Genomic DNA, 23,953 nt, shown 5'->3' on the forward strand with positions numbered 1-23,953 from the left:
CACGCCGATCGGGCTGGTGGATGGCAACGGAGAGAAGGCCGGCGAGATCACCTGGGCGGCCAGCTACGGTGCCTGGGGAGACGTGCAGGAGGAATACAACCCGCACTGGATCGAGCAGAGCATCCGGCTGCAGGGCCAGCAGATCGATGCCGAGACGGGATTGCATTACAACCGCTTCAGGTACTACGACCCACACCTGGGGCAGTACATCACGCAGGATCCGATCGGATTATCTGGCGGCGTGCATCCCAGTACCTATCCGGTCAATCCCGTTCAGTACATTGATCCGCTGGGCCTGTTCGAGTGGACCAATATCGAGATGCCGTCCCTTCCATCGTTCGATGGCAAAGGGGATACGGCTGTTTGCAGCTACTACGATGACATGGCGAAAAGCAAGCCCCAATGCAGTTACTACCCTGCCGGGGCATTGATATGCCGGGGCGAAAATATGAGTGTGAACGCGGTGGTCAAAACGGCCCTCGTCGCAGAGTCCGCCATCCAGGGAAAGTCGCTCAAGCAGTCCGAGGTTTTGACGAGCATCCGGGGGAAACTGGTCGCCTCGGACAAGGCGGCGCAGGCCGCGGGCAAGGTCGATCAAAACGGCTGTACGCAAGGCAATGAAATCGATGCGTACCACGACAAGGCCTTCACCGAATCCGGAGTCAGCAAAAACTTCTATGGCGGTAATTTGTGGCCCCAGGGTACATGGCCGAATCCTGTGCCCCTGGATCCCTCGGCATGGAAATACGACCCCAGGAGAATTTGGAATTGATGAAGAACCCGCGTCCCGAAGCATTGCAGGCCCCTTCGAAATGGATGGCTTACGCGTGTTGGATTCCATTCGCCGTTCTGGGCTTGGGCATCCTCGTGTTCTTTCTGTCGATGGTCGCATCGGCCTTTCAGGAACTGCTGCCCAAATGGGTGGCCGCCCATGATTATTTGCCCAAGGCGATGGCCTATCTGCTGCTGGGCGCCCACGTCCTTCTGACTTCGGGCTTGGCTTTTCTCGTCTTCATCCTGTTTTTCATCAGGAACAAGCAGCCGCGGCACGGGTTTTATGTGGGGATGTTTTTTCTCCTTTATTTTCCCTTGCGGGTGTTTTTCATCTTTATGGTGATGCCGCTTTTCCCGCTGTGGTTGGTCCTGGAATGCGGGGAAATCTGGGTGCTGAAAAAGATCTATCGCAAATTCCCGCAGCGGCTGGCACCCCCCTGACGAGAATCGGCCGTCGCAGCGACGCTTGCCGCTGTGATCGGCCGAGTCGGCGGCGCCCTCACTGCGGCAGGATGCCCGGCAGCAGTGGCCGGTCCAGCCGCTGGCGCCACCATTTGAGCGCCTCGCCCATGTGCTCGGGTTTCCAGGCGAGCCAGAAGGTCTCGTCGGGGCGGGGTTCCTCCACCGGCAGCTCCACCAGCACCCCCGTTTCCAGCTCCACCCGGATGCACGCGCGCGGCAGGAAGCCGTGGCCCAGGCCCGCCGCCTGGCAGGCGATCTTGGCCTGCATCGACGGCACGGTGATGCGGCGCTGGCCCGACTGCAGGCCCACAGTGCGGTCGGTGAGCGACCGCGCGCCGTCGCCCACCACCACGGCGGTGTGGTCCAGCAGGTCGCTGCGGGTGATCGGGCGCTGCAGCTGCGCCAGCGGGTGCGTGGCCGTGACGCAGAACACGAACGCCAGGCTGCCCACGGCCACCGCCTTGTAGCCGCCGCCGGCCGGGCCTTCGCCCGCCGCCACGACGATGTCGGCGCGGCCGTCGCGCAGCGCCTCCCAGGTGCCCGTGAGCGCCTCGCAGCCGATGCGCAGGCGCGTGCCGCAGTGCAGGTCCTCGAAGGCGCAGATGTCTTGGTTGAACGCGCTGGTGGGGATGAGCGAGTCGTGCACCAGCCGCAGCTCCGATTCGAACCCCGTGGCGATCTGCCGCATGCGCGATTCGAGCTGGTGCGCGGCCGTGAGCAGCCAGCGGCCTTCCTTGAGCATTTCCTGCCCCGCGGGCGTGAGCGCCACGCGCGGACCGTTGCGGGTGAAGAGGGCGATGCCGAGCTGTTCCTCCAGCTTGCCGATGGCATAGGAGATGGTGGACGGCACCTTGTGCAGGCGCTCGGAGGCGCCGGCGAACGAGCCGTGGCGGGCGATGGCGTCCACCAGTTCGATGGCTTCAAGGGTGAGTTTCAGCATGGGGGCAGGCCGGTGGATTGAATCATCGAAATTATCGATGATGAACGGCCAAACCTTTCAACCTGCGCCCCATCACGGCGCGGGATACTTTCTTCGCCGCAGCACTGAAGCCCAATGAAATCGAGGCGATTTCAGCGACAGGCCCCCAGTGTGAATTTCATCGAAGAAACCGAAAGAAAACGCACCATGCTCGACATCCGCAAAGCCCACCAGCGCGGCAACGCCAACCACGGCTGGCTGCATTCGCACCACACCTTCTCGTTCGGCCATTACCGCGATGCCAACCAGCAAGGCTTTTCGGACCTGCTGGTCATCAACGACGACCGCGTGGCGCCGGGCAAGGGCTTCGGCACGCACCCCCACCGCGACATGGAAATCTTCTCCTATGTGCTGGAAGGCGCGCTGGAACACCAGGATTCGATGGGCACCGGCTCGGTCATCCGCCCCGGCGACGTGCAGATGATGAGCGCCGGCACCGGCGTGCGCCACAGCGAGTTCAACCACTCGGCCGAAGCGCCCGTGCACTTCCTGCAGATCTGGATCGTGCCCGGCGTGACCGGCGCCACGCCCCGCTACCAGCAGGTGCACTTCAGCGAGGCCGAAAAGCGCGGCCGGTTGCGGCTGATCATCTCGCCCGAGGGGGCCGACGGCTCGCTGGCCGTTCACCAGGATGCCCGGGTGCATGCCGGCCTGTTCGACGGCGACGAGGCCGCCGAGCTGGACGTGGGCCCCGGCCGCAACGTGTATGTGCACGTGGCCCGCGGCAGCCTGGAGGTGAACGGCGAGCGCCTGTCCGAAGGCGACGGCGCCCGCATTCGTAACGCTGGCGCCCTGCGCTTTGCCAGGGGCGAAGGCGCCGAGGTGCTGGTGTTCGACCTGCGCCCCAACGAGCTGCCCGCCATGCCGCACTGACCGGTGAGGGGCGGCGGCACCGCCGCCCCGCCTGCCTTCTTTCTTGTCTTTCGATTCCCCGTTTTTTTGTTTTCTCTCCTCCATTCACTCGATCCACCCAGGAGTTTTGCCATGACCGCCACCGCCACCCGCATCAACGCCCCCGCCAAGCCCGTCGCCACCGCCACGCCCGGCGCCACGCTGCTGAACCCGCAGGACCACACGCTGGTGATGATCGACTTCCAGTCGCAGATGGCCTTCGCCACGCATTCGATCGATGCGATCACGCTGCGCTCCAACGCCGGCCTGGTGGCCAGCGCGGCGGCGGGCTTCGGCGTGTCCACGATCCTGACCACCGTGGCGGAAAAGAGCTTCAGCGGCCCGATGTTCGAGGAGGTGACCACGCCGTTCCCCGGCCAGGCGCTGCTGGATCGCACGTCGATGAACACCTGGGAAGACGAGGCCGTGATCCGCCGCATCAACGAGATCGGCAAGCCGCGCATCGTGCTGGCGGGCCTGTGGACCAGCGTGTGCATCGTGGGCCCGGCGCTGTCGGCGCTCGACCAGGGCTTCGAGGTGTACGTGATCGCCGATGCGAGCGGCGACATCTCCACCGAGGCCCACCACCGCGCCATGGAGCGCATGGTGCAGGCGGGTGCGCGGCCCATCACGGCGCTGCAGTATCTGCTGGAGCTGCAACGCGACTGGGCGCGCACGGACACGTACGACATGACGACCGGCATCGCCAGAAAGTTCGGCGGCGGCTACGGCCTGGGCATCACCTATGCCAAGGCCATGTTCAACGCCCACGAGGGTTGAAAAGAGCGCACCCTTCGCGTTGCCGATCCCCCAAGGAGCCTGCCCATGACCCCGCCCACCCCTCCCGACCTGATCCTGTACAACGGCCGCTTCACCACGCTGGACCGCTCCAACCCCACGGCCAGTGCCGTGGCCATCGCGCAGGGGCGCTTCACCCACGTCGGCATGGACCGCGACGTGCTGGCGATGGCCGGGCCGGGCACGCGGCGGATCGACTTGAACGGCCGCAGCGCGCTGCCGGGCCTGATCGACAACCACCTGCACATCATCCGCGGCGGGCTCAACTTCAACATGGAGCTGCGCTGGGACGGCGTCAAAAGCCTGGCCGATGCCATGGGCATGCTGCGGCGCCAGGTGGCGGTCACGCCCGCGCCGCAGTGGGTGCGCGTGGTGGGCGGGTTCACCGAACACCAGTTCGCGGAGAAACGCCTGCCCACCATCGCCGAGCTGAACGCCGTGGCGCCGGACACACCGGTGTTCATCCTTCACCTGTACGACCGCGCGTTGCTCAACGCCGCCGCGCTGCGCGCCGTGGGCTACACGCGCGACACGCCCGCGCCGCCCGGCGGCGAGATCGTGCGCGATGCAGCCGGCAATCCCACCGGGCTGCTGCTGGCCAAGCCCAATGCGGCCATCCTCTATGCCACACTGGCCAAGGGCCCCAAGCTGCCGCACGCATACCAGTCAACTCCACGCGCCACTTCATGCGCGAGCTGAACCGCCTGGGCGTGACGGGCGCCATCGATGCGGGCGGCGGCTTCCAAAGCTACCCCGACGACTACCAGGTGATCCAGGAACTGGCCGATGCCGATCAGCTCACCATCCGCCTGGCCTACAACCTGTTCACGCAAAAGCCGAAGCAGGAAAAGGAAGACTTCCTGAACTGGACGGCCACGTCGCAATACAAGCAGGGCACGGACTACTTTCGCCACAACGGCGCGGGCGAGATGCTGGTGTTCTCGGCGGCGGACTTCGAGGACTTCCGCCAGCCACGCCCCGACATGGCGCCCGAGATGGAGGACGACCTCGAAGGGGTGGTGCGCATCCTGGCGCAGAACCGCTGGCCCTGGCGCATGCATGCCACCTACGACGAGACCATCGAGCGCGCACTCGACGTGTTCGAGAAGGTCGATCGCGACACGCCCCTGGCCGGCCTGAACTGGTTCTTCGACCATGCCGAGACCATCTCGGAAAAGTTCATCGACCGCATCGCCGCTTTGGGCGGCGGCGTGGCCGTGCAGCACCGCATGGCCTACCAGGGCGAGTATTTCGTCGAGCGCTACGGTGCCGGCGCGGCCGAGGCGACGCCGCCCGTCAAGCGCATGCTGGACAAGGGCGTCAAGGTCTCGGCCGGCACCGATGCCACCCGCGTGGCCAGCTACAACCCGTGGGTGTCGCTGTCGTGGCTCATCACGGGCAAGACCGTGGGCGGCCTGCAGATCACGCCCCAGCGCAACTGCCTGGACCGCGAAGCGGCGCTGCGGCTGTGGACTGAGAACGTCACCTGGTTCAGCAACGAAGAAGGCAAGAAGGGCCGCATCCAGGCCGGCCAGCTGGCGGACCTGACCGTGCCCGACCGCGACTTCTTCGCCTGCCCCGAATCCGACATCGCCGACACCACGGCGCTGCTCACGGTGGTGGGCGGCAAGGTGGTGTATGGCGCCGGTGATTTCGCCCGCTTCGACGACGCGGCACCGCCGCCCGCCATGCCCGACTGGTCGCCCGTGCGCACCTTCGGCGGCTATGCCGGCTGGGGCACGCAGGAGGGCGCGCCGCTGCAGGCCGTGGTGCGCCGCGCCGCCGCCGCGTGCGCCTGCGCCAACGATTGCAACGTGCACGGCCACCAGCACGCCACGGCCTGGAGCAGCCGGCTGCCGATTGCCGACCTGAAGGGCTTCTGGGGCGCCCTGGGCTGCGCCTGCTGGGCGGTGTGACCGTGGCGAACGGAATGGACGCGCTGCGCGGCGCCTTCACCGCGCCCTGGGTGCAATCGCTCGCGCTGCTGTGCCTGTGCGCGGCCTACCTGCAGGGCGGCATCGGCAAGGCGCGCGACTTCGCCGGCGCCGTGGCCGAGATGCGCCGTTTCGGCCTGGCGCCCGCCGCGCCCGTCGCGGCGGCCACCATCGCGCTGCAGCTGGGTGCCTCGCTGCTCATCGTCTCGGGCTGGCACCGCTGGCTGGGCGCGCTGGCGCTGGCCGGCTTCACCGTGCTGGCGGCGTTCCTGGCCGACCGCTTCTGGCAGGTGGCACCGCCCGAGCGGCAGCGCGCCGCCAACGCATTCTTCGAACATTGGGGCCTGGTGGGCGGCATGCTGCTCGTCGCCTGGCACGACCTGGGAGGCCTCCATGGCACATGACCATCACCCACACGATTCACCGTCCGCCGCGGCCACCGCCGCGCCCGCACCTTCGGGCAGCTTCGCGCCGCTGCGCCTGCCGCTGTTCGCGGTGCTGTGGTCCGCCACGGTGCTGGGCAACATCGGCAGCTTCATGCGCGACGTGGCCAGTTCGTGGATGGTGACCGAGCTGTCGTCCAGCCCCACCGCCGTGGCGCTGGTGCAGACGGCGGCCACGCTGCCGATCTTCCTGCTGGCGATTCCGGCCGGCGTGCTGTCGGACATCCTGGACCGCCGGCGCTTTCTGATCGCCGTGCAGGTGCTGCTGGCCTGCGTGAGCGGCACGCTGCTGGTGATGGCGCGCACGAACACGCTCACCGTGGAATCGCTCATCGCGCTCACCTTCGTGGGCGGCATCGGCGCGGCGCTCATGGGGCCCACGTGGCAGTCCATCGTGCCCGAACTGGTGCCCCGCAGCGAGCTGAAAAGCGCCGTGGCGCTCAACTCGCTGGGCATCAACATCGCCCGCGCCATCGGCCCCGCGGCCGGCGGCCTGCTGCTGGCCAGCTTCGGCGCGGCCGCGGCCTACGGCCTGGACGTGGCGAGCTACGGCTTCGTGATCACCGCGCTGCTGTGGTGGAAGCGCCCCAAGGCCGAGCCCACCGGGCTGAACGAGCAGTTCTTCGGCGCCTTCCGCGCCGGGCTGCGCTACGCGCGCGCCAGCCGCGAACTGCACGTGGTGCTGCTGCGCGCGGCGGTGTTCTTTCTGTTCGCCAGTTCCGTCTGGGCGCTGCTGCCGCTGGTGGCGCGGCGCATGCTGGGCGGCACGGCGGGCTTCTACGGCGTGATGCTGGGCGCGGTCGGTGCCGGGGCCATCCTCGGCGCGGTGCTGCTGCCTCGCCTGCGCAAGCGCCTGGATGCCGACGGGCTGGTGCTGCTGGCCTCGCTGCTCACCGCGGGCGTGATGGCCGTGCTCACCCTGGCGCTGCCGCGCGAGGCCGCCGTGGCGCTCATGCTGGTGCTGGGCCTGGGCTGGATCATCGCGCTCACCACGCTCAACGGCGTGGCCCAGGCCGTGCTGCCCAACTGGGTGCGCGGCCGGGGCCTGGCGATCTATCTCATGGTGTTCAACGGCGCCATGGCCGCCGGCAGCCTGGGCTGGGGCCTGGTGGCGGGGCAGGCGGGCCTGCCGACCACGCTGCTGGCCGGCGCGGGCGGCCTGGTGCTGGCGGCGTGGCTCTTTCACCGCGTGAAGCTGCCCACGGGCGAAGCCGACCTGCAGCCCTCCAACCACTGGCCCGAGCCGCTGCTGGCCGAGCCTGTGGCGCACGACCGCGGCCCGGTCATGGTGCAGATCGAATACCGTGTGCGCACGCCCGACCTTCCCGCGTTCCTGCAGGCCATGCAGCACGTGGCGAGCGAGCGCCGCCGCGATGGCGCCTATGCCTGGGGCGTGGCGGAGCATTCCGCCGAGCCGGGGCGGGTGATCGAGTGGTTCCTGGTCGAGTCGTGGGCCGAGCACCTGCGCCAGCACGGCCGCGTCTCCAAGGCCGACGCGGACCTGCAGGCCGAGGCGCTGCGCTACCACGTGGGGCCGGAGCGGCCCGTGGTGCACCACTATCTGGCGCTGGATGGGCAGGGCGGTGCGGCGGGGGTGGCGTGATGCCGGCGGGGCGGGTCAGATGCTGCCAAGCCAGACTTCAGATCGAAAAGGGCTCCAGCAAAATATCCACTAGGGCATGTTGCTATTAAATAAATAGCATTCATTTGTCGGCACTGCAGGGCCGATGGCGCTGGGCTGGAGCGGCGTCTGCGTCAGGCCACCTGCGCTGCGATGCGCGCCGCGTGTCATCGTCAACGCTATTCGAGAACGGATGCAAATTTCGGGAAATGAAGAGTGGCTGACGCGACCGCTCGACAAGGCGAGAGCAGATGATTGCCGAACCCTGCAGACCAAGCGTGGGTTTCTCTCCACGACCCAGCAGTGGTTGTTTAGGCCCGCAGCATTCCAGTCCCTCAGCCGTCACCGGCAGGTCCGCTTTCGGCAGGTCGTGCCAGCCGGTCTCAGTGCGCAGGGAACGCCAGCAGGTACTCCCAGCTCATGCTGGTGGTGCGTGGGTCATTGGCCACCGGCACGCGGCGGATCGCCAGCAACTGATTGATGCCCGCCGTGGGCGTGACCGTCGCAGTGCCGTCTTCAGCCGTCGTGACGGGCGCCCCCTTCTCGCCCAGCGACAGCCGGATGCCGGCGATGGGCTTCCCATCGAACAGCACGCGCACACGCATGGGTTGGCCTGCATCGGGCGTGTCCGCCTCCAGGGCCACGATCTCGAATTGTTGCCCCAATTCCTTCTTTGCGATCACGCCCCACTGGATGATGGTCTTGTGGTACTTGAGCGCATGCACACCACTGGTGGCGCCGGGGTTCTCGGTCATGGGCTTGTTCACCATCTGGCCACCCTCGACCTTGCTGAAGAAACCGTTGTCGAAGTGGGCCGCCAGCAACGCGGCCTGGCGCTCGGGCTTCACGCGCACCCCATCGGGCCGCGGTTCCACCGCCACGTCGATCTTGCGGCCACGGCGATCGAAGGCCTGCAGGCTCTTCAGCTTGTGAGCGGGGTAGGTCTCCAGCTGGCCTTCGTGCCCGCCGAACTGCACGAGGTAGCCGCCGCTGGCATCAGGCTCCAGCCAGACGTTGTGGGCCTGCACGGAGCCCAGGCCCAGGGCCAGCGCTGTGATGGCCAGCAGGCGCAGGAGTGGTGTCGGGGTGGTGGTCTTCATGGCGTTCTCCTGGATTGCCTGAGCTTCCTGGATCGGGTGGTCACAGGTCAGAATTGCAGCTTGGTGCCGAGCTTGAAGGTCCGCGGCGCACCAGGTGCGAAGACCTGCGTGCCCCCGATGACCGAGGCCGAGGTGGCATAGGCCTTGTCGCTCACGTTAGCGATGGCGGCGTAGATCTCATAGCGGTTGGCGACTCGGTACGCAGCGCTCAGGTCCACCGTGGCATAGCCGCCATAGCCCACGCTGTTGTCGGCGTTCACCGCGTAGGCGCCCACCCGGCGCCAGGTGGCGGTGGTGGACCAGTCCGCGGCGGGGCGCCAGGTGGCGCTCACCGTGGCCATGTAGCGCGGCACACCGGCCACTTGCTTGCCGATGAGGGCCGCATTGCCGTTCTCGGTGATGCGCGAATGCGCGCTGCCCCAGGTGAGGGCCAGGTCCACGTCGCGGTGTGCCGCCCACAGGGCGCTGGCCTCCACGCCGCTGCGTCGCGTGGCGCCATTGTTCTCGTACACGCCGGGGGCCACGGTGCGGATCTCGTCGGAGGAGGTGAGGCGGAAGGCCGCTACATCCAGCACCAGGCCCTGCACGGGCTTGAACTGCGCACCCACCTCGGTCTGGCGAAAGACGTTGGGGTCCAGCGTGGCGGCGCCGAGTGCGTACTTGGCGAAGGTGCTGGGCAAGGCAAAGCCCTCGGCCCAGCTGGCGCGCAGCTGCACGCCCGGCGCGACGTTGGAGCGCACGCCCAGCTTGGGGCTGGCATGGGACATCCTGGCCAGCGGGCCGCAGGGGTCGGTACCCGTCTCGGCACCGTTGCGCTCGCAATTGCCGGTGAAACGGTCCCAGCGCAGGCCGGCCGAGGGTTTGAACAGAGGGTGGATGGGCGCTTCGATCTCTCCGAAGGCCGAGACACTGTTCAGCTGCGAGGTGCGGTTGTTGATGGCAGGGGCCAGGCGCGCACGGTTGTCCAGCCCGTCGAAGTACAGGTAGTCGGTGGCTTCGCGGAAAGTCTCCAGCCCGGCCACCCAGTTCAGCAGGGTTCCTGCCACCGGGGTACGGCCGTTCAGGCTGGTGCCCGCACCATGGACATTGCGGTCGTAAGTCTCCTCGCGCTGGCGCCAGGTGGTGGCATTGACCGGGCGGCTGAACCAGCGTGTGAAGTCCTGCTGCGTGGTGTAGGCAAACGTCAGCAGCTTCACGTCGGGCGAGAGTGCGTAGTTCACGTCCGCGCGCAGCGTGGCGAAGTGCTTGTTGGCGCCATCGTTCATGGCGCGCGGGTCCTTGCCATAGGGGTTCTGCGCGAACTGCGCGGCCGTGACGTAGCCGGGCGAATCGCCATCGGCCTCGTGCCAGCGGCCCGACAGCGCTACGTCCAGGTCGGCGCTGATGCGCTTGCTCCAGCGGCCTGCCAATGTGCTGCGGTGATCGTCCGACTGTGCCCGGAAGCCATCGGTGCGGTCGTGCTGCGCCGCCAGGTTCAGGTATTCCCCCTCACCCAGTTTGAGACCCCATGCGCCTTGCAGATCCACCGTGCTATGGGAGCCGAGACTCGCATCCACCTCCCGGTACTCTCCACGCTTGCGCGTCTCTATCGCCATCAGCCCGGCGCGATTAAAGTTGCCGTACAGCGCCGAAACGGGGCCCTTGTAGAGCGTGAAGCGCTCGATCTCCAGCGGCACGATGACATTGAGGTCCACATACCCATCGGCGTGCGACATGGCTTCGTTCAGCGGAATACCGTCGAGCACGACGCCCACGTCGCCGCCATGCCCCCCACCGCCAAAGCCGCGCATCACGATGGTGTCTGCCACGCCCGAGAGCTGGTAGTTCTGCACGTTCATTCCGGGCACATGGCGCAGCAGCTCTGTCGGCTGGCTCACATGCTTGTCGCCGATCTCTTCGCTGTCGAAGCTCGTGCTGGAATAGGCGGAGGCAGCCCCCTTGAGCGCCTGACCTTTGATCTCGATGGAGTCCAGGGTGGGCGAGGCTTCCTGAGCCGCCGCACACTGGGCTCCAAGGGCCAGCGCCATGGCGGCGTACAGGGGGCGACCATGCAGATTGCTGGCCTGGTGCAGGAAGGGACCTCGTGTCATGGGTTTTGCGGTATGAAATGAAGATGCAGGACCGGTGGGCCACGCAGGGGCCATCCCGATCATGGGTCTCGCGCAGTTGCGTCATATGCCCGCGCAGGAGGTCGCGGATGGCGCCATGGCGTTGCAGCGCAGTTCCAAGGCTCGCCGAGTATGAAGAACTGCCGTTTGATCTTCAATACGCCGGATGGCGTATCGCAGCCCCCAGCCGAGGCCCCGGTTCATCCAGGCGCCCAGCGGTGGGGCGGCCGCAACGGGACCCGGCTGGCGCGGCGCGCGGGACACCGAGTGAGGACCTCCTTCGTGGAGGCGAAGGCATCGTGCCCGTTGTTGTGGCCGAGGCAGCCGCCATGCGCGGCGACAAGGCCGCTTGCCGCTTACGCCTTCACATCAACCACCGGTTCGAAGCCCCCAAAGATCATGCGTTTGCCGTCAAAGGGCATGGGCAGGTTGCCGGGAACAGAGGGGTCCATGCGCGGGTCTTCCATCATCTTCTTCATCCCTGCATCGCGCGTGGCCTTGTCGGGCCATTCAACCCAGGAAAAAGCCACCGTCTCCTCTGCCGTGGCCTGCACCGCTCTGCGGAAATCGGTGACTTTGCCGTCGGGGACATCGTCGCCCCAGCACTCGATCACGCGGATCGCCCCCAACTCGATGAATATGGGGTCGAGCGTACGGGCATGCTCGATGAACTTTTGCTTGTTGGCGGTAGGGACTGCGATCACGAAACCATCGATGTACGACATGTCATCACTCCTGTTGGATTGATCGTTGGCGCGCTCGTTGGGGCATGCCCCGTATTCCATCCGCTGGCGGCAGGAGAACCAATTCGATCGTCAGGACGGACCGGGGGCAACGGGTCATGAGAGGCGCAAGAACCGCGCAAAGCCTATCGCTTCCGACAGCGCGGCCCTCTCAGGATAGACCCTCGGGGCGCGTACCGCTGCCGCTGCAAGATTCTTCAATCATGCCGTGGGCTGGCCGGCCTGCACACGGACCATGAATGAAGGTGCACCGTGGTCCGGGCGAGTGGCGCCGTGCGCATCAAGCCTCGGACACCGCCGCCACTTCCACCACGCAGTCGTAGAACGTGGGCGCCGCACCGATGTCGGACAGGGCCTGGCTGGTCAGCTCGTTCACGTTGGTGCCGTTCACGCCGAACTTGCGCCACCAGATGCCCAGGCCGTTGACCACGCCGGGGCGGGCGCGGCCGTTCACGGCGGCGTGGCATTCGTAGCTGCCGCGGTCGTTGAACACGCGCACCCGCGTGCCGTCGGCGATGCCGCGCGGGGCGGCGTCGTCGGGGTGGATCTCCAGCACCGGCTGCGTCTCGATGTTTCGCAGGCTCTGCACGTTCACGAAGGTGGAGTTCAGGAAGTTGCGCGCGGGTGGCGAGATCATGGCCAGCGGGTAGCGGCCGCCGGGCTGCGGCAGCTCGTGGTTGGGCACGTGCACCGGCACGGGCGGCAGGCCCTGGGCCGCCAGCCGCTCGCTGTAGAACTCGCACTTGCCCGACGGCGTGTGAAAGCCGCCTTCGGCGAACGGCGCATCGGGCAGGGGCAGGGGGGCGAAGCCCACTTCCAGCAGCTGCCCGAAGTCGATGCGGTCGCCGTAGGCCTGGCGGCACAGGGCCTCGTCGCTGTCGGCAAAACAGGGCTCGGTGTAGCCCATGCGCTCGGCCAGGTCGCGGAAGATGCGGGCGTTGGAGCGCGACTCGCCCAGCGGCGCGATGGCCGGGCGGTTGAGCAGCACGTCGGTGTGGCCGTAGGAGACGTGCACGTCCCAGTGCTCCAGCTGCGTGGTGGCGGGCAGCAGGTAGTCGGCGTAGTCGGCCGTGTCGGTGCGAAAGTGCTCCAGCACCACGGTGAACAGGTCGTCGCGGGCGAAGCCCCGGGCCACCTGCGCGGAGTCGGGCGCCACGGCCACGGGGTTGCTGTTGTAGACCACGACGGCCTCGATCTTCGGGCCGAACTCCGGCGAGGATTCGCGCAGCAGGTCGTCGCCGATGGTCACCATGTTGATGGTGCGCGGCACCGGGCCCGTGTGCAGGTCGGGGCGCTGCAACTGGGCGCGCTGCACGGGAAAGTGGCCGGAGCTCGACAGCAGCAGGCCGCCCGCGCGGTGGCGCCAGGCGCCGGTGAGCGCGGGCAGGCAGGCCACGGCGCGTGTGGCGTTGCCGCCGCCGCGCACGCGCTGCATGCCGTAGTTCAGGCGGATGGCGGCGGGCCGCGTGGTGCCGTAGTCGCGCGCCAGCTGGCGGATCTGCTCCACGGGCAGGCCGCAGACCTCGGCCGCGCGCTCGGGCGGCCACTGCAGCGCGTTCTCGCGCAGCGCGTCCCAGCCCACGGTGTACTGCGCGATGTAGTCGTGGTCGAGCCAGTCGTTGGCGATCAGCTCGTGCATGAGCGACAGGGCCAGGGCCGCATCGGTTCCGGGGCGCAGCTGCAGGTGTTCGTGGCACTTCTCGGCGGTCTCGCTCTTGCGCGGGTCGATGCACACCAGCCGGGCGCCGTCGCGCTTGGCCTGCTGCGCGTAGCGCCAGAAGTGCAGGTTGCTGCCGATGGAGTTGCTGCCCCAGATGACGATGAGGCGCGATTCGGCGAAGAACTCCACCTTCATGCCCAGCTTGCCGCCCAGCGTGTAGTTCAGGCCCTCGCCGCCGGCGGTGGAGCAGATGGTGCGGCCCAGCTGCGATGCGCCCAGCCGGTTGAAAAAGCGCCGGTCCATGCTTTCGCCCTGCACCAGGCCCATGGTGCCGGCATAGCTGTAGGGCAGGACGGCCTGCGGGGCGCGGGCGGCGATGCGCGTCAAACGCGCGGCGATATCGGTGAGCGCCTCGTCCCATGTCACCGCCTCGAACTGTGCCCCCGGGCCCTTGGGGCCGACGCGCCGCAGCGGCTGCAGCAGGCGGTCGGGGTGGTTCGTGCGCTCGGCATAGCGCGACACCTTGGCGCACAGCACGCCGCCGGTGTGGCCGTGCGCCGGGTTGCCCTGCACGCGGGTGGCCACGCCGTTGTCCACGGTGGTGAGCAGGGCGCAGGCGTCGGGGCAGTCGTGGGGGCAGGCGCCGCGCACTTGCCGGACCGGCTCGGAAAGGGGGGGGATTTCAGTCGTGGACATAGGGGTTTTCCTGTCGATACACTCACCGACCAGCAGCGATGGCGGGGTGGCGACCCCGCGGAACGTCGACGTTTTTGATCGAAGAGGGGATTTCACCATGAAGCATATTGCGTTGGGGCGCAGACGGTTTTCCATCGGCCTGGGGGCCGCCGCGCTCGGCGGTTTCGGGCTGGCACGGGCGCAATCGGAGGCGCCCATCGTGCTGGGACAGTCCGCCCCGTTCAGCGGGCCCGCCGCGCAACTGGGGGTGCAACTGCACCAGGGGGCCCAGCTTTACTTCGAGCAATGGAATGCCCAGGCGGGCTCCGGCCGGCGCACGGTGGAGTTGCGCACGCTGGACGACGGCTACGAGCCCGACCGCTGCGCCGCCAACACGCGCAAGTTCATCACCGACGACGTGTTCGCGCTGTTCGGCTACGTGGGTACGCCCACCAGCCTGGCGGCGATGCCGCTGCTCACGCAGGCCAAGCTGCCGTTCTTCGCGCCGTTCACCGGGGCCGAGGCCTTGCGCCAGCCCTTGAACAAATTGGTGTTCCACGTGCGGGCCTCGTACAACGACGAGACCGCCGCCATCGTGAACAAGCTCACCCACCTGGGCCTGAGCAAGATCGGCGTTTTCTACCAAAACGATGCCTATGGCAAGGCGGGCCTGGATGGCATGGTGCTGGCACTGGGCGCCCACAAGCTCGCCCCGGTGGCGCAGGCCACGGTGGAGCGCAATTCGGTGGACGTGGCCGCGGCGGTACGCACCCTGGTGGCGGCCCGGCCCGAGGCGGTCGTGCAGGTCAGCACCTATGCCGCCAGCGCTGCCTTCGTGCGCGCCGCGCGCAAGGCGGGCTACGGCGGCACGTTCTACAACCTGTCGTTCGTGGGCACGCAGGCGCTGATGGACGAGCTCAAGGCCGATGGCGCGGGCGTGGTGGTCTCGCAGGTGATGCCCTCGCCCTACCAGTCCGCCCGCCAACTCACGCGGGAGTTCCAGGACGCGATCAAGAAGGGCGGCAACAAGGTCCAGGCCAATTACTCCAGCCTGGAGGGCTACCTGGCCGCGCGCGTGTTCACCGAGGGGTTGCGCCAGGCCGGCGGCCGGCCCACGCGCGAATCGCTGATCTCGGCGCTGGAAGGGTTCGGCACGCAGCAGATCGCGGGCTTCCAGGTGGCGTTCGGCCCCGGCAACCACATGGGGTCGCACTTCGTGGAGATGTCGATGCTCACGGGCGACGGCCGCGTGCGCGTCTGAACCGGCGCGGGGCTTTCCTTTCCTACAGCTGGCGCGTCGCCGCCAGCCCCTGCATGAAGGCCTCGCAGCGGGCGAGCTGGTCCAGCGAGACGTATTCGTCGGGCTGGTGCGCCTGCTGGATGCTGCCCGGCCCGCACACCACGGTGGGAATCCCGGCGTTCTTGAACAGCCCCGCCTCGGTGCCGAAGGCCACCAGCGTGGTGCCCTGTTCTCCGGCCAGGCGCTGCGCGAGCCGCGTGACGGCATCGTCCCGGTTGCCCAGGAAGCTCGGGATCTCGCAGATCGTCTCGAAGGTGATGCCGGTGCTGGGCGCCACTTTCTGCATCGCGGGCTCCAGCGACCGGGCATAGGCGATCACCTCGGCCTGCATGCCGGCGGCGTCCGCCGTGGGCAGGTCGCGGAATTCATAGCGGAACTCGGCATCGCGCGGAACCACGTTGTCGGCGATGCCGCCATGGAACTGGCCCACGCTGGCGGTGGAGAAGGGCACGTCGAAGCCTTCGAAGCGCGGTTCGTGCCGCTCGAAGCCCTCGGCCATGTCGCGCACGCGACCCACCACGCGCGCGGCCATCTCGATGGCATTCACCGAATGCGGCGTGAGCGAGGAGTGCGCCTCCTTGCCGCGCACGCAGCACCTGTAGCGGTACACGCCCTTGTGCGCGATGGCCGGCACCATGCTGGTGGGCTCGCCCACGATGCAGGCCAGCGGGCGGATGCCGGCGTCCTTCATGTCGGCGATGAGCTCCTTCACGCCGAAGCAGCCCACCTCCTCGTCGTAGCTGAAGGCATAGTGGATGGCGAAAGGGGCATCGCTGTTCAGGAACGCTTCGGCCTGCGCGAGCGCGATGGCGATGAAGGCCTTCATGTCGGCGCTGCCCCGGCCGTACAGGCGCCCGTCCTGCACGGTGGCGCCGAGCGGGTCGAAGGTCCAGTCCTGGCCGTCCCACGGCACGGTGTCGGTGTGCCCGGACAGGATGATGCCGGCGGGCTTGCCCTCGCCCAGCGTGGCGAACAGATTGGCCTTGGTCTTGCTTGCGTTGTGGGTCACCCGGCACTTCACCCCAAGGCGGGCCAGCGCCTGCTGCACGAAGTCGATGAGCGCCAGGTTCGGGTTCTGGCTGACCGTGTTCATGCGGACCAGGGTCTGGGCGAGGGAAAGGGCGTGGTCGGAGATCATGGGTGGAGTTTCCAATCCCCGGTTGTCGGGCTGCATGCACCGGGGCTAGACTGTGAGATCGCAAGGCAAGGAACAGACAGACATTATGAAACTCATCGATTCCATCGTGACCGAGGCGGCTTCGATCGCCTCCGTGCGCCGCGACATCCACGCGCATCCCGAACTGTGCTTCGAAGAAGTCCGCACCGCCGACGTGGTGGCCGGCAAGCTCACCGAATGGGGCATTCCCATCCACCGCGGCCTGGGCAAGACGGGCGTGGTCGGCATCGTGCACGGGCGCGACGGCGGCGCCTCGGGCCGGGCCATCGGCCTGCGTGCCGACATCGACGCGCTGCCCATCACCGAATTCAACACCTTCGCCCACGCCAGCACCCACCCCGGCAAGATGCACGCCTGCGGCCACGACGGCCACACAGCCATGCTGCTGGCCGCGGCGCAGCACTTCGCCAAGCACCGCGATTTCGACGGCACGGTGTACCTGATCTTCCAGCCGGCCGAGGAAGGCGGCGGCGGTGCCCGCGTGATGATCGAGGACGGGCTGTTCGAGCAGTTCCCCATGCAGGCCGTGTTCGGCATGCACAACTGGCCCGGCATGAAGGCCGGGCAGTTCGCCGTGAGCCCCGGCCCGGTGATGGCCTCCAGCAACGAGTTCAAGATCGTCATCCGCGGCAAGGGCAGCCACGCGGCCATGCCGCACATGGGCACCGATCCCGTGCCGATCGCCTGCCTGATGGTGCAGGCCTTCCAGAACATCATCAGCCGCAACAAGAAGCCGGTGGATGCGGGCGTGATCTCGGTCACCATGATCCACACCGGCGAGGCCACCAATGTGGTGCCCGACAGCTGCGAACTGCAGGGCACGGTGCGCACCTTCAGCGTCGAGGTGCTGGACATGATCGAGCGCCGCATGAAGCAGGTGGCCGAGCACACCTGCGCCGCGCACGAGGCCACTTGCGAGTTCGAATTCGTGCGCAACTACCCGCCCACCATCAACTCGCCGGCCGAAGCGGATTTCGCGCGACAGGTCATGGCCGGCATCGTGGGCGAGGCCAACGTGGTGCGGCAGGAACCCACCATGGGCGCGGAAGACTTCGCCTTCATGCTGCAGGCCAAGCCCGGCGCCTATTGCTTCATCGCCAACGGCGACGGCGACCACCGCGCCATGGGCCATGGCGGCGGCCCCTGCACGCTGCACAACCCGAGCTACGACTTCAACGACGACCTGATTCCGCTCGGCGCCACCTACTGGGTGCAACTGGCACAAGGCTGGCTGGCCCGGCCGGCCGGCTGATCCGCTGGGCCTCCCGCCCCCTTCGGCACCATGGGCGCCGAGGTGGCGTCCCCCCTTTCCACTTCTGCGCACCGGTGCCCGGCGCACCTGGGCCCTGCCGCTTGCGGCGGGGCGTTCGCGCTGCTTTTTCAGCCCCCTCGGCCCTTGAACGGAGATCTTCATGATCGGTATCGTCCCGGCGTTTTCCCCCAGCTACGCGCGCGCCCGCACCCAGTTCCTGGAGGCCGCGGCGGCCGCCGGATTGCTGGTGGAGTCGCACACGCACCCGCTCAAGGGGCGCGACGGCGAGACGCTGGCGATGGACGTGGTGCGCGACGGCCCGCACCACGCGCAGCACCTGCTCATCGTGAGCAGTGCCTGCCATGGGGTCGAAGGCTACTGCGGCAGCGGCGTGCAGGTGTTCGCGCTGCACGACGAGGCCTGGCGCGCCAAGGCCCGCGAGCAGGGCGTGGCCGTGCTCTACGTGCACGGGCTCAACCCGTATGGCTTCTCGCACATCCGCCGGGCCACGCACGAGAACGTGGACCTGAACCGCAATTTCCACGACTTCACTCAGCCGCTGCCGGTGAACGCGGCCTACCGCGAGATCCAGCCGCTGCTGCTGCCCGACCAGTGGCCGCCCACCACCGAGAACCGCGAGGCGGTGTTCCGCTTCATCGCCGAGCGCGGCGAGGCCGCGTGGCAGGCCGCCATCAGCCGCGGCCAGCATGAGTTTCCGGGCGGGCTGTTCTTCGGCGGCACGGCCCCGACCTGGAGCAACCGCACCTTGCGCCAAGTGCTGCGCGAGCAGGGCGAGCATGCCCGCCGCATCGCCTGGATCGATCTGCACACGGGCCTGGGCCCCAGCGGCCACGGCGAGCGCATCTATGCCGGCCGGGACGATGCGGTCTCGGTGCAGCGCGCGCGCGACTGGTGGGCCGGCGGCGGCGCCACGCCGGTCACCTCGATCTACGACGGTTCGTCCACTTCGGCCTTTCTCACGGGCTTGATGTGGAACAGCGTGTACGAAGAATGTCCACAGGCCGAAATTACCGGCATCGCGATGGAATACGGCACCGTGCCGGTGCTGGAGGTCATGCAGGCCCTGCGCGCCGAGCACTGGCTGAACCTGCATCCGGAAGCTCCGGCTGAGCTGGCAACTCAGATCAGGGCTCAAATGCTGGCCGCCTTCTACACCGACACCGATGCCTGGAAAGGCCAGGTGGTGAGCCAGGCGCGGCAGTCGATGTTCCAGGCCGTGGACGGGCTTTGCGGCCCGGCATAGCGCCGCAGCGACAGATTCTTGGCATCCATGGCGACACGGGGGGCTGGCATTTCCCGTGAATAACGCGAACAATGGCCTTCGCGCGCAATCCGCAGCGCCGCGTGGGCCCGCCCTGCTGCAGGCCCGTCAGAACAATCAAATGCAGAGGGGATCGCCATGGAGGTTCGACAAGGACGGAACACGCTCGCACGCCGCCTGATGCTCATCAACGGGGCCATCCTGTTGCTGCTCGGTGCGGTGGCGGTCGCGATCTGGATCATGATGGGGCAGATCAGCGAGGATGCAGAGGTGGTGCGTTCCAGGAACGTGCCGCAGCTGCAGCGGATCGCGGCGCTGGAGCTGAACGTGACGCGCGTGTCGCTGCAGCTGCGGCACTCGATCCTGGCGCGCACGCCGGAGGAGCGCAACGCCACCTTGGCCGACATCGCCGAAAAGCGCCAGCTGCTGCAAAAGACGCTCGACGAGTTCGGCGCCAACATGATCACCGACGACGGGCGCCGCGCCTACGAGCCCCTGCCTGCGCTCATGCGTGCGTTCTGGGCCACTGGCGAGCAGAACCTCGCGCTCATCCAGGCCGATCGCAAGGAAGACGCCTTCGCCTTTCTGGTGGACCAGACCATCCCCGCCCGCAACCGCCTGCTGGCGCCCTTGGGCCTGGAAAAGGACCGCCAGGGCGAGCGCCTGTCTTCCCGCATCAACGACGTGAAGGAATACGCCGCTACGGGCCGTGCGGTGGCGACGGCCGCGGTGCTGGCCGTGGTGGCCTGCCTGGCCGGCCTGAGCGTCTACCTGCGCACGGTGGTGCGGCAACTCGGCGCCGACCCATCAGAGCTCAAGCGTGTCGCGGACGCGGTGGCGGCGGGCGATCTGGCCTCGCGCATTCCCGTGCGGCCAGGGGACACGAACAGCATCATGGCGGCCATGGCCAGCATGAGTGCGCAGCTGGGCACGGTCGTGCGGACCGTGCGGACCAGCGCCGAAAGCGTGTCCGGCGCCAGCAGCGAGATCGACGCCGGCAACCACGACCTGTCCTCGCGCACCGAGCGGCAGGCCTCGGCCCTGGAGCAGACCGCGGCGTCGGCGGAGCAACTGGGCAGCACGGTGCGGCAGAACGCTGACAGCGCGCGCCGGGCCAACGAGCTGGCACAGACCGCCTCCTCGGTGGCCGAGCAGGGTGGCGCGGTGGTGGCCGAGGTGGTGGACACCATGCGCGGCATCCAGGACAGCAGCGGCAAGATCGGCGAGATCATCGGCGTGATCGATGGCATCGCCTTCCAGACCAATATCCTTGCCCTGAACGCGGCGGTGGAGGCGGCCCGCGCGGGCGAGCAAGGTCGGGGCTTCGCGGTCGTTGCGTCGGAGGTGCGCAGCCTCGCGCAGCGCAGCGCCGAGGCCGCCAAGGAGATCAAGGGGCTCATCACCGCCAGCGTGGACCGCGTGGAGCGCGGCAGCGCGCTGGTGGACAAGGCGGGCCACACCATGGCCGAGGTGGTGGCCGCGATCCGCCGCGCCACGGACCTCATGGGCGAGATCAGCGCGGCCAGCGCCGAGCAAAGCAGCGGCGTGGATCAGATCAGCGAAGCCATCACGCACGTGGACCAGGCCACGCAGCAAAACGCGGCCCTGGTCGAGGAGATGGCCGCGGCGGCCAGCAGCCTGAGCGCCCAGGCCAGCGAGCTGGTGCGCGCGACCGCGGTGTTCCACCTGGGCGGCGAGGGCGTGCTGCCTGCCGCGGCGGCGCCTGCGCCGGTACACCGTACCACGCCGGTGGCGGCACCACGGTTCGCAGCTTCCGCTGCCGCCAGGCCGGCGGTCAAGCGCCTGGGGCCGGCCGTGGCCCCCAAGACCGGGCCGCAGGCGTCGGATTCGCCGCCTGCATCGCCACCCACCGCGCCGCCATCCGCTTCGCCAGCGTCCGCAGCCAAGCCTGTGCCGGCCGCTTCGGCACCGGCGGCAGCGCGCGCTGCGCCGCCGGCCTCCCGGACCGGCTCCGAGAGCGACTGGGAAACCTTTTGACGGGATGCAGCGCTGACGCGATGGGGGCTGCGGTGCTCCGGGCGGTCCAGGGGGCAGGAGGAACAGAGGCCCTAAGATGGCAGTTCGACCACCAACGGAGACCTTTTCCATGTCCGATCTGAACACGGCGTTCGAAGCCGCCGTCGCCCAGTCCAAGAACCTCAGCGAGCGCCCCGACAACCCGACGCTGCTCAAGATCTACGCGCTGTACAAGCAGGCCACGGCAGGCGACAACGCCGAGAAGAAGCCGAGCTTTTCCGATGTGGTCGGCCGTGCCAAGTGGGATGCCTGGGAAAAGCTCAAGGGCACGGAGGGCGATGCCGCCCGCCAGCAGTACATCGACCTCATCGAATCGCTGAGCTGACGCCGCACTGAGCGCCAGCGTTTCCATGCGGGGCCGTGCAGTGCGCGGCCCCGCATTTTTGTTACGGTGGCCGATGCGGCTCAGGCCGCGCTGGGCGACGGCCGGCCCAGCAGCTTGTCGAACTGCCCATCGATCTCGGCTGCGATGCGGTCCTTGAAGGCGCTGAACAGGAAGCCCAGCTCCGCCTGCAGTTCGAAGCGGTCGGCATGCACCTGCAGCGTGCCTTCGATGCCCGGGCGCTGAAAGCGCAGCGTGTCCTGCGCCGCGCCTTCTTCGTAGGCGCATTCCATGTCGAACTTGGCCTGGGCTTTCTGGGCCCACAGGCCGGCGATCTTGCGGGCCTCTGGCAGGCCGAGCCGGTGGGGGCGTTGGATGTGGATGTCAGGCAAGGGGTTTCTCCGGGGATGGCGTGGGCAGCAGGGCGCGCATGGCGGCCTGGCGTTGTTCGTGCGGCAGGGCCGCGAGGCGTTTCACCGCATCATAAAAGCGCGGCCAGTCGCGGCCTTCGCGCTCGAACAGCGCCTCGAAGGCCGGCACCCATTCGTCGTAGGCGGCCTGCGCGCCGAACGTGGCGTTGTTGGCCTCTGCTACCCATCGGTCGTAGCCCGCCAGTTGCGCGGGCGTGGCGCCGTCCCCGGCGATCCAGCGCGCGCGCAGGGCGGCGTAATCGGCGCGAAACGCTTGCATGGCCTCCTGTTTCGAGGCTGCCATCTCCGCGCTGGCAGCGGCGTTTTCGGCCGATGCGGCCACCGCAGCGGTGGAGGCCGGGGCTTCCGAAGCATGGGGCGCATGGGGCGCATGGGCCGCGTAGACGGCGGCCAACCGCTCGCGGGCGTTCCGTGTGAGCGCACGGAACGCGTTGCGGCGGCCATCGCCGCGCGCGTAGTCGGCCCGCGCCTGCGGCGTGGCGCGCTCGGCCAGCCAGCGCGCCACGCCCAGGCGCTCTACGGCGGTGGCGAACGATTCATTGAACAGCGTGTCGCCATTGGCGTACACGACCTGGTGCGCCAGCTCGTGGAAGAGCAGCCGCACGAACTCGCCCTCGGGCCAGCCGATGAAGGTGTTGAGCAGCGGGTCGCCGCCCGCCCAGTTCATGTAGCCCAGGGTGGAATAGGCCGGCACGCCGTACACGCCCACTTCCAGGCCTTGGGCGGCGAGCAGCGCGGCCTCGGCGCGCGCATCGGCCTCGTTGAAATAGCCGCGGTAGCCGATGCACCCCGTGATCGGAAAGCACCAGCGGTGCAGCGTGAGCGAATCGGGCGGCGCGGCCACCACGTTCCACACGGCTGCGCGGCGGCCCAGGTCGGCATAACGCCGGTAGCTGGCGTTGTCGGGCAGCGCCAGTTCGGTCACGGCGAAGCGCCGGGCCTCCTGCGCCAGCTGCAGGCGATCGCGCAGCGGCTGCGAGGTGTCGCCCCGCGCGAGCCACGTGTCGATGGGTTCGGCCGCGTGCATGAGCTGCAGGTGCCCGCGCACCGACTGCCAGTAATACGCCAGCGATTGCCCCGTGCTGGCGCAGCCGGAGAGCAGGAGCGAGGCGGCCAGCAGCAGGGGGCGGGGCGACCGCAAGGGTGACTGGGGAAAGGGTGGCAGGGGCATTCGGCAATGGGTCGGCGGTCGGTGGGCCAAGGATAGCGAAAGCCACTGTGCGCCGCCGGGCGCCCCCGCGTTCGGGGCGCGGGCAGAATCCCGGCATGCCCGCCCCTCTTTCCGCTCCCGTTTCCGCCCACCCGTCTCCCAGCCCGGACAGCGGCCTGTTCACCGACGAGGCCGGATGCGCCCGCTGCCAATGGTGCAGTGCCACGCCGCTCTACCGCCACTACCACGACCATGAATGGGGTTTTCCGGTCGCGGACGACCGGCGCCTGTATGAAAAGCTGTGCCTGGAAGGCTTCCAGGCGGGCCTGAGCTGGCTCACCATCCTGAACAAGCGCGAAGCCTTCCGCGCCGGGTTCGCCCATTTCGATGCCGAGCAGGTGGCGCGCTTCGGTGCGGCCGAGGTGCAGCGGCTGCTGGGCGATGCCGGCATCGTGCGCCACCGCGGCAAGATCGAATCGGCCATCCAGAACGCGCAGCGCGTGCTGGAGCTGCGCCGCGAGTTCGGCTCGCTGGCGCACTACGTGTGGCGTTTCGCTCCGGCCGCCGCCGAGGGGCGCCCCGGCCGCATCACGCTGGAGTCGGTGCGCACCATGCCCACCACGCCGGCCTCGGTGGCGATGTCCAAGGACTTGAAAAAGCGCGGTTTCAGCTTCGTCGGCCCCACCACCGTCTACGCCTTCATGCAGGCCATGGGGCTGGTCAACGACCACTTCGAAGGCTGCAGCGTGCGCGCCGCTGCCGAGGCGGCGCGTGCAGCGTTCGTGGTGCCCGGCCCGGGCTGATCACCGGGCCG

20 protein-coding genes and 1 pseudogene are annotated in these 23,953 nt (G+C 68.3%); 13 read left to right on the top strand and 8 right to left on the bottom strand.

Annotated features, from left to right (window positions below):
- Positions 1–772: RHS repeat-associated core domain-containing protein (locus AVKW3434_RS21050; protein WP_284407379.1), on the top strand; the 772-nt coding region annotated here is incomplete at its 5' end.
- Positions 769–1,215 carry a hypothetical protein gene (locus AVKW3434_RS21055; RefSeq protein ID WP_284407380.1) on the top strand — a complete coding sequence of 149 codons (447 nt, stop codon included), beginning with the start codon at positions 769–771 and terminating at the stop codon, positions 1,213–1,215. The genes AVKW3434_RS21050 and AVKW3434_RS21055, both read left to right, overlap by 4 nt.
- 58 nt (positions 1,216–1,273) lie before the next feature.
- Here AVKW3434_RS21055 and AVKW3434_RS21060 read toward each other — a convergent pair whose 3' ends face one another.
- Positions 1,274–2,176, bottom strand: coding sequence for a LysR family transcriptional regulator (locus tag AVKW3434_RS21060; RefSeq protein WP_272549336.1), 903 nt, complete (start codon positions 2,174–2,176; stop codon positions 1,274–1,276).
- A 186-nt stretch (positions 2,177–2,362) separates the two neighbouring features.
- Between AVKW3434_RS21060 and AVKW3434_RS21065 the strand changes: the two genes are divergently transcribed.
- The 5 genes and pseudogenes from AVKW3434_RS21065 (at position 2,363) to AVKW3434_RS21085 (ending at position 7,884) form a co-directional block, all read left to right on the top strand.
- Positions 2,363–3,088, top strand: coding sequence for a pirin family protein (locus AVKW3434_RS21065; protein ID WP_284407381.1), 726 nt, complete (start codon positions 2,363–2,365; stop codon positions 3,086–3,088).
- Between the two features lie 111 nt (positions 3,089–3,199).
- On the top strand, positions 3,200–3,886 hold the full coding sequence (locus AVKW3434_RS21070) for a hydrolase (RefSeq protein ID WP_284407382.1): 687 nt from the start codon (positions 3,200–3,202) through the stop codon (positions 3,884–3,886).
- A gap of 186 nt (positions 3,887–4,072) precedes the next feature.
- Positions 4,073–5,820 (top strand): annotated as a pseudogene (locus AVKW3434_RS21075) (amidohydrolase).
- A gap of 14 nt (positions 5,821–5,834) precedes the next feature.
- On the top strand, positions 5,835–6,242 hold the full coding sequence (locus AVKW3434_RS21080) for a DoxX family protein (RefSeq protein ID WP_284401476.1): 408 nt from the start codon (positions 5,835–5,837) through the stop codon (positions 6,240–6,242).
- Positions 6,232–7,884 (top strand): MFS transporter, encoded by a 1,653-nt coding sequence (locus tag AVKW3434_RS21085; RefSeq protein WP_284407383.1) that lies wholly within the window; start codon positions 6,232–6,234, stop codon positions 7,882–7,884. Before AVKW3434_RS21080 ends, AVKW3434_RS21085 begins: the two co-directional genes overlap by 11 nt.
- Positions 7,885–8,285: 401 nt before the next feature.
- Here the strand turns inward: AVKW3434_RS21085 and AVKW3434_RS21090 are convergent, their stop codons facing one another.
- From AVKW3434_RS21090 to AVKW3434_RS21105, 4 genes are all read right to left on the bottom strand, one after another.
- Positions 8,286–9,002, bottom strand: coding sequence for a DUF4198 domain-containing protein (locus tag AVKW3434_RS21090; RefSeq protein WP_284407385.1), 717 nt, complete (start codon positions 9,000–9,002; stop codon positions 8,286–8,288).
- A 47-nt stretch (positions 9,003–9,049) separates the two neighbouring features.
- Positions 9,050–11,092 carry a TonB-dependent receptor gene (locus AVKW3434_RS21095; RefSeq protein ID WP_284407386.1) on the bottom strand — a complete coding sequence of 681 codons (2,043 nt, stop codon included), beginning with the start codon at positions 11,090–11,092 and terminating at the stop codon, positions 9,050–9,052.
- A 374-nt stretch (positions 11,093–11,466) separates the two neighbouring features.
- Entirely contained in the window at positions 11,467–11,835 is a 369-nt protein-coding gene (locus AVKW3434_RS21100; protein ID WP_284401463.1) for a DUF1428 domain-containing protein, read from the bottom strand.
- A 298-nt stretch (positions 11,836–12,133) separates the two neighbouring features.
- A complete protein-coding gene (locus AVKW3434_RS21105) occupies positions 12,134–14,209 on the bottom strand; it encodes a molybdopterin-containing oxidoreductase family protein (RefSeq protein ID WP_284407387.1) in 2,076 nt (691 codons plus the stop codon).
- Positions 14,210–14,306: 97 nt separating this feature from the next.
- On the opposite strand from AVKW3434_RS21105, the gene AVKW3434_RS21110 reads away from it, so the two are divergent.
- Positions 14,307–15,449 carry an ABC transporter substrate-binding protein gene (locus AVKW3434_RS21110; RefSeq protein WP_284407388.1) on the top strand — a complete coding sequence of 381 codons (1,143 nt, stop codon included), beginning with the start codon at positions 14,307–14,309 and terminating at the stop codon, positions 15,447–15,449.
- 22 nt (positions 15,450–15,471) lie between these two features.
- Here the strand turns inward: AVKW3434_RS21110 and argE are convergent, their stop codons facing one another.
- On the bottom strand, positions 15,472–16,626 hold the full coding sequence (argE, locus tag AVKW3434_RS21115) for an acetylornithine deacetylase (RefSeq protein ID WP_284407389.1): 1,155 nt from the start codon (positions 16,624–16,626) through the stop codon (positions 15,472–15,474).
- 85 nt (positions 16,627–16,711) lie between these two features.
- On the opposite strand from argE, the gene AVKW3434_RS21120 reads away from it, so the two are divergent.
- The 4 genes from AVKW3434_RS21120 (at position 16,712) to AVKW3434_RS21135 (ending at position 21,561) form a co-directional block, all read left to right on the top strand.
- A complete protein-coding gene (locus tag AVKW3434_RS21120) occupies positions 16,712–17,917 on the top strand; it encodes a M20 aminoacylase family protein (RefSeq protein WP_284407390.1) in 1,206 nt (401 codons plus the stop codon).
- A 160-nt stretch (positions 17,918–18,077) separates the two neighbouring features.
- Positions 18,078–19,181, top strand: coding sequence for a M14 family metallopeptidase (locus tag AVKW3434_RS21125; protein WP_284407391.1), 1,104 nt, complete (start codon positions 18,078–18,080; stop codon positions 19,179–19,181).
- A gap of 156 nt (positions 19,182–19,337) precedes the next feature.
- On the top strand, positions 19,338–21,197 hold the full coding sequence (locus AVKW3434_RS21130) for a methyl-accepting chemotaxis protein (RefSeq protein ID WP_284407392.1): 1,860 nt from the start codon (positions 19,338–19,340) through the stop codon (positions 21,195–21,197).
- Between the two features lie 109 nt (positions 21,198–21,306).
- Entirely contained in the window at positions 21,307–21,561 is a 255-nt protein-coding gene (locus tag AVKW3434_RS21135; protein ID WP_272567015.1) for an acyl-CoA-binding protein, read from the top strand.
- A gap of 80 nt (positions 21,562–21,641) precedes the next feature.
- Here AVKW3434_RS21135 and AVKW3434_RS21140 read toward each other — a convergent pair whose 3' ends face one another.
- Both AVKW3434_RS21140 and AVKW3434_RS21145 read right to left on the bottom strand, forming a co-directional pair.
- Complete coding sequence (locus tag AVKW3434_RS21140) at positions 21,642–21,950, bottom strand: polyhydroxyalkanoic acid system family protein (protein ID WP_284407393.1); 309 nt, start codon at positions 21,948–21,950, stop codon at positions 21,642–21,644.
- Positions 21,943–23,160, bottom strand: a complete 1,218-nt coding sequence (locus AVKW3434_RS21145) for an aminopeptidase (protein WP_284407394.1) — start codon at positions 23,158–23,160, stop codon at positions 21,943–21,945. Before AVKW3434_RS21145 ends, AVKW3434_RS21140 begins: the two co-directional genes overlap by 8 nt.
- A 95-nt stretch (positions 23,161–23,255) precedes the next feature.
- Between AVKW3434_RS21145 and AVKW3434_RS21150 the strand changes: the two genes are divergently transcribed.
- Positions 23,256–23,942 carry a DNA-3-methyladenine glycosylase I gene (locus AVKW3434_RS21150; protein WP_284407395.1) on the top strand — a complete coding sequence of 229 codons (687 nt, stop codon included), beginning with the start codon at positions 23,256–23,258 and terminating at the stop codon, positions 23,940–23,942.
- Positions 23,943–23,953: the final 11 nt, after the last annotated feature.

Origin of the sequence: Acidovorax sp. SUPP3434 (assembly GCF_030159015.1) — a bacterium.
GTDB lineage: Bacteria > Pseudomonadota > Gammaproteobacteria > Burkholderiales > Burkholderiaceae_C > Paracidovorax.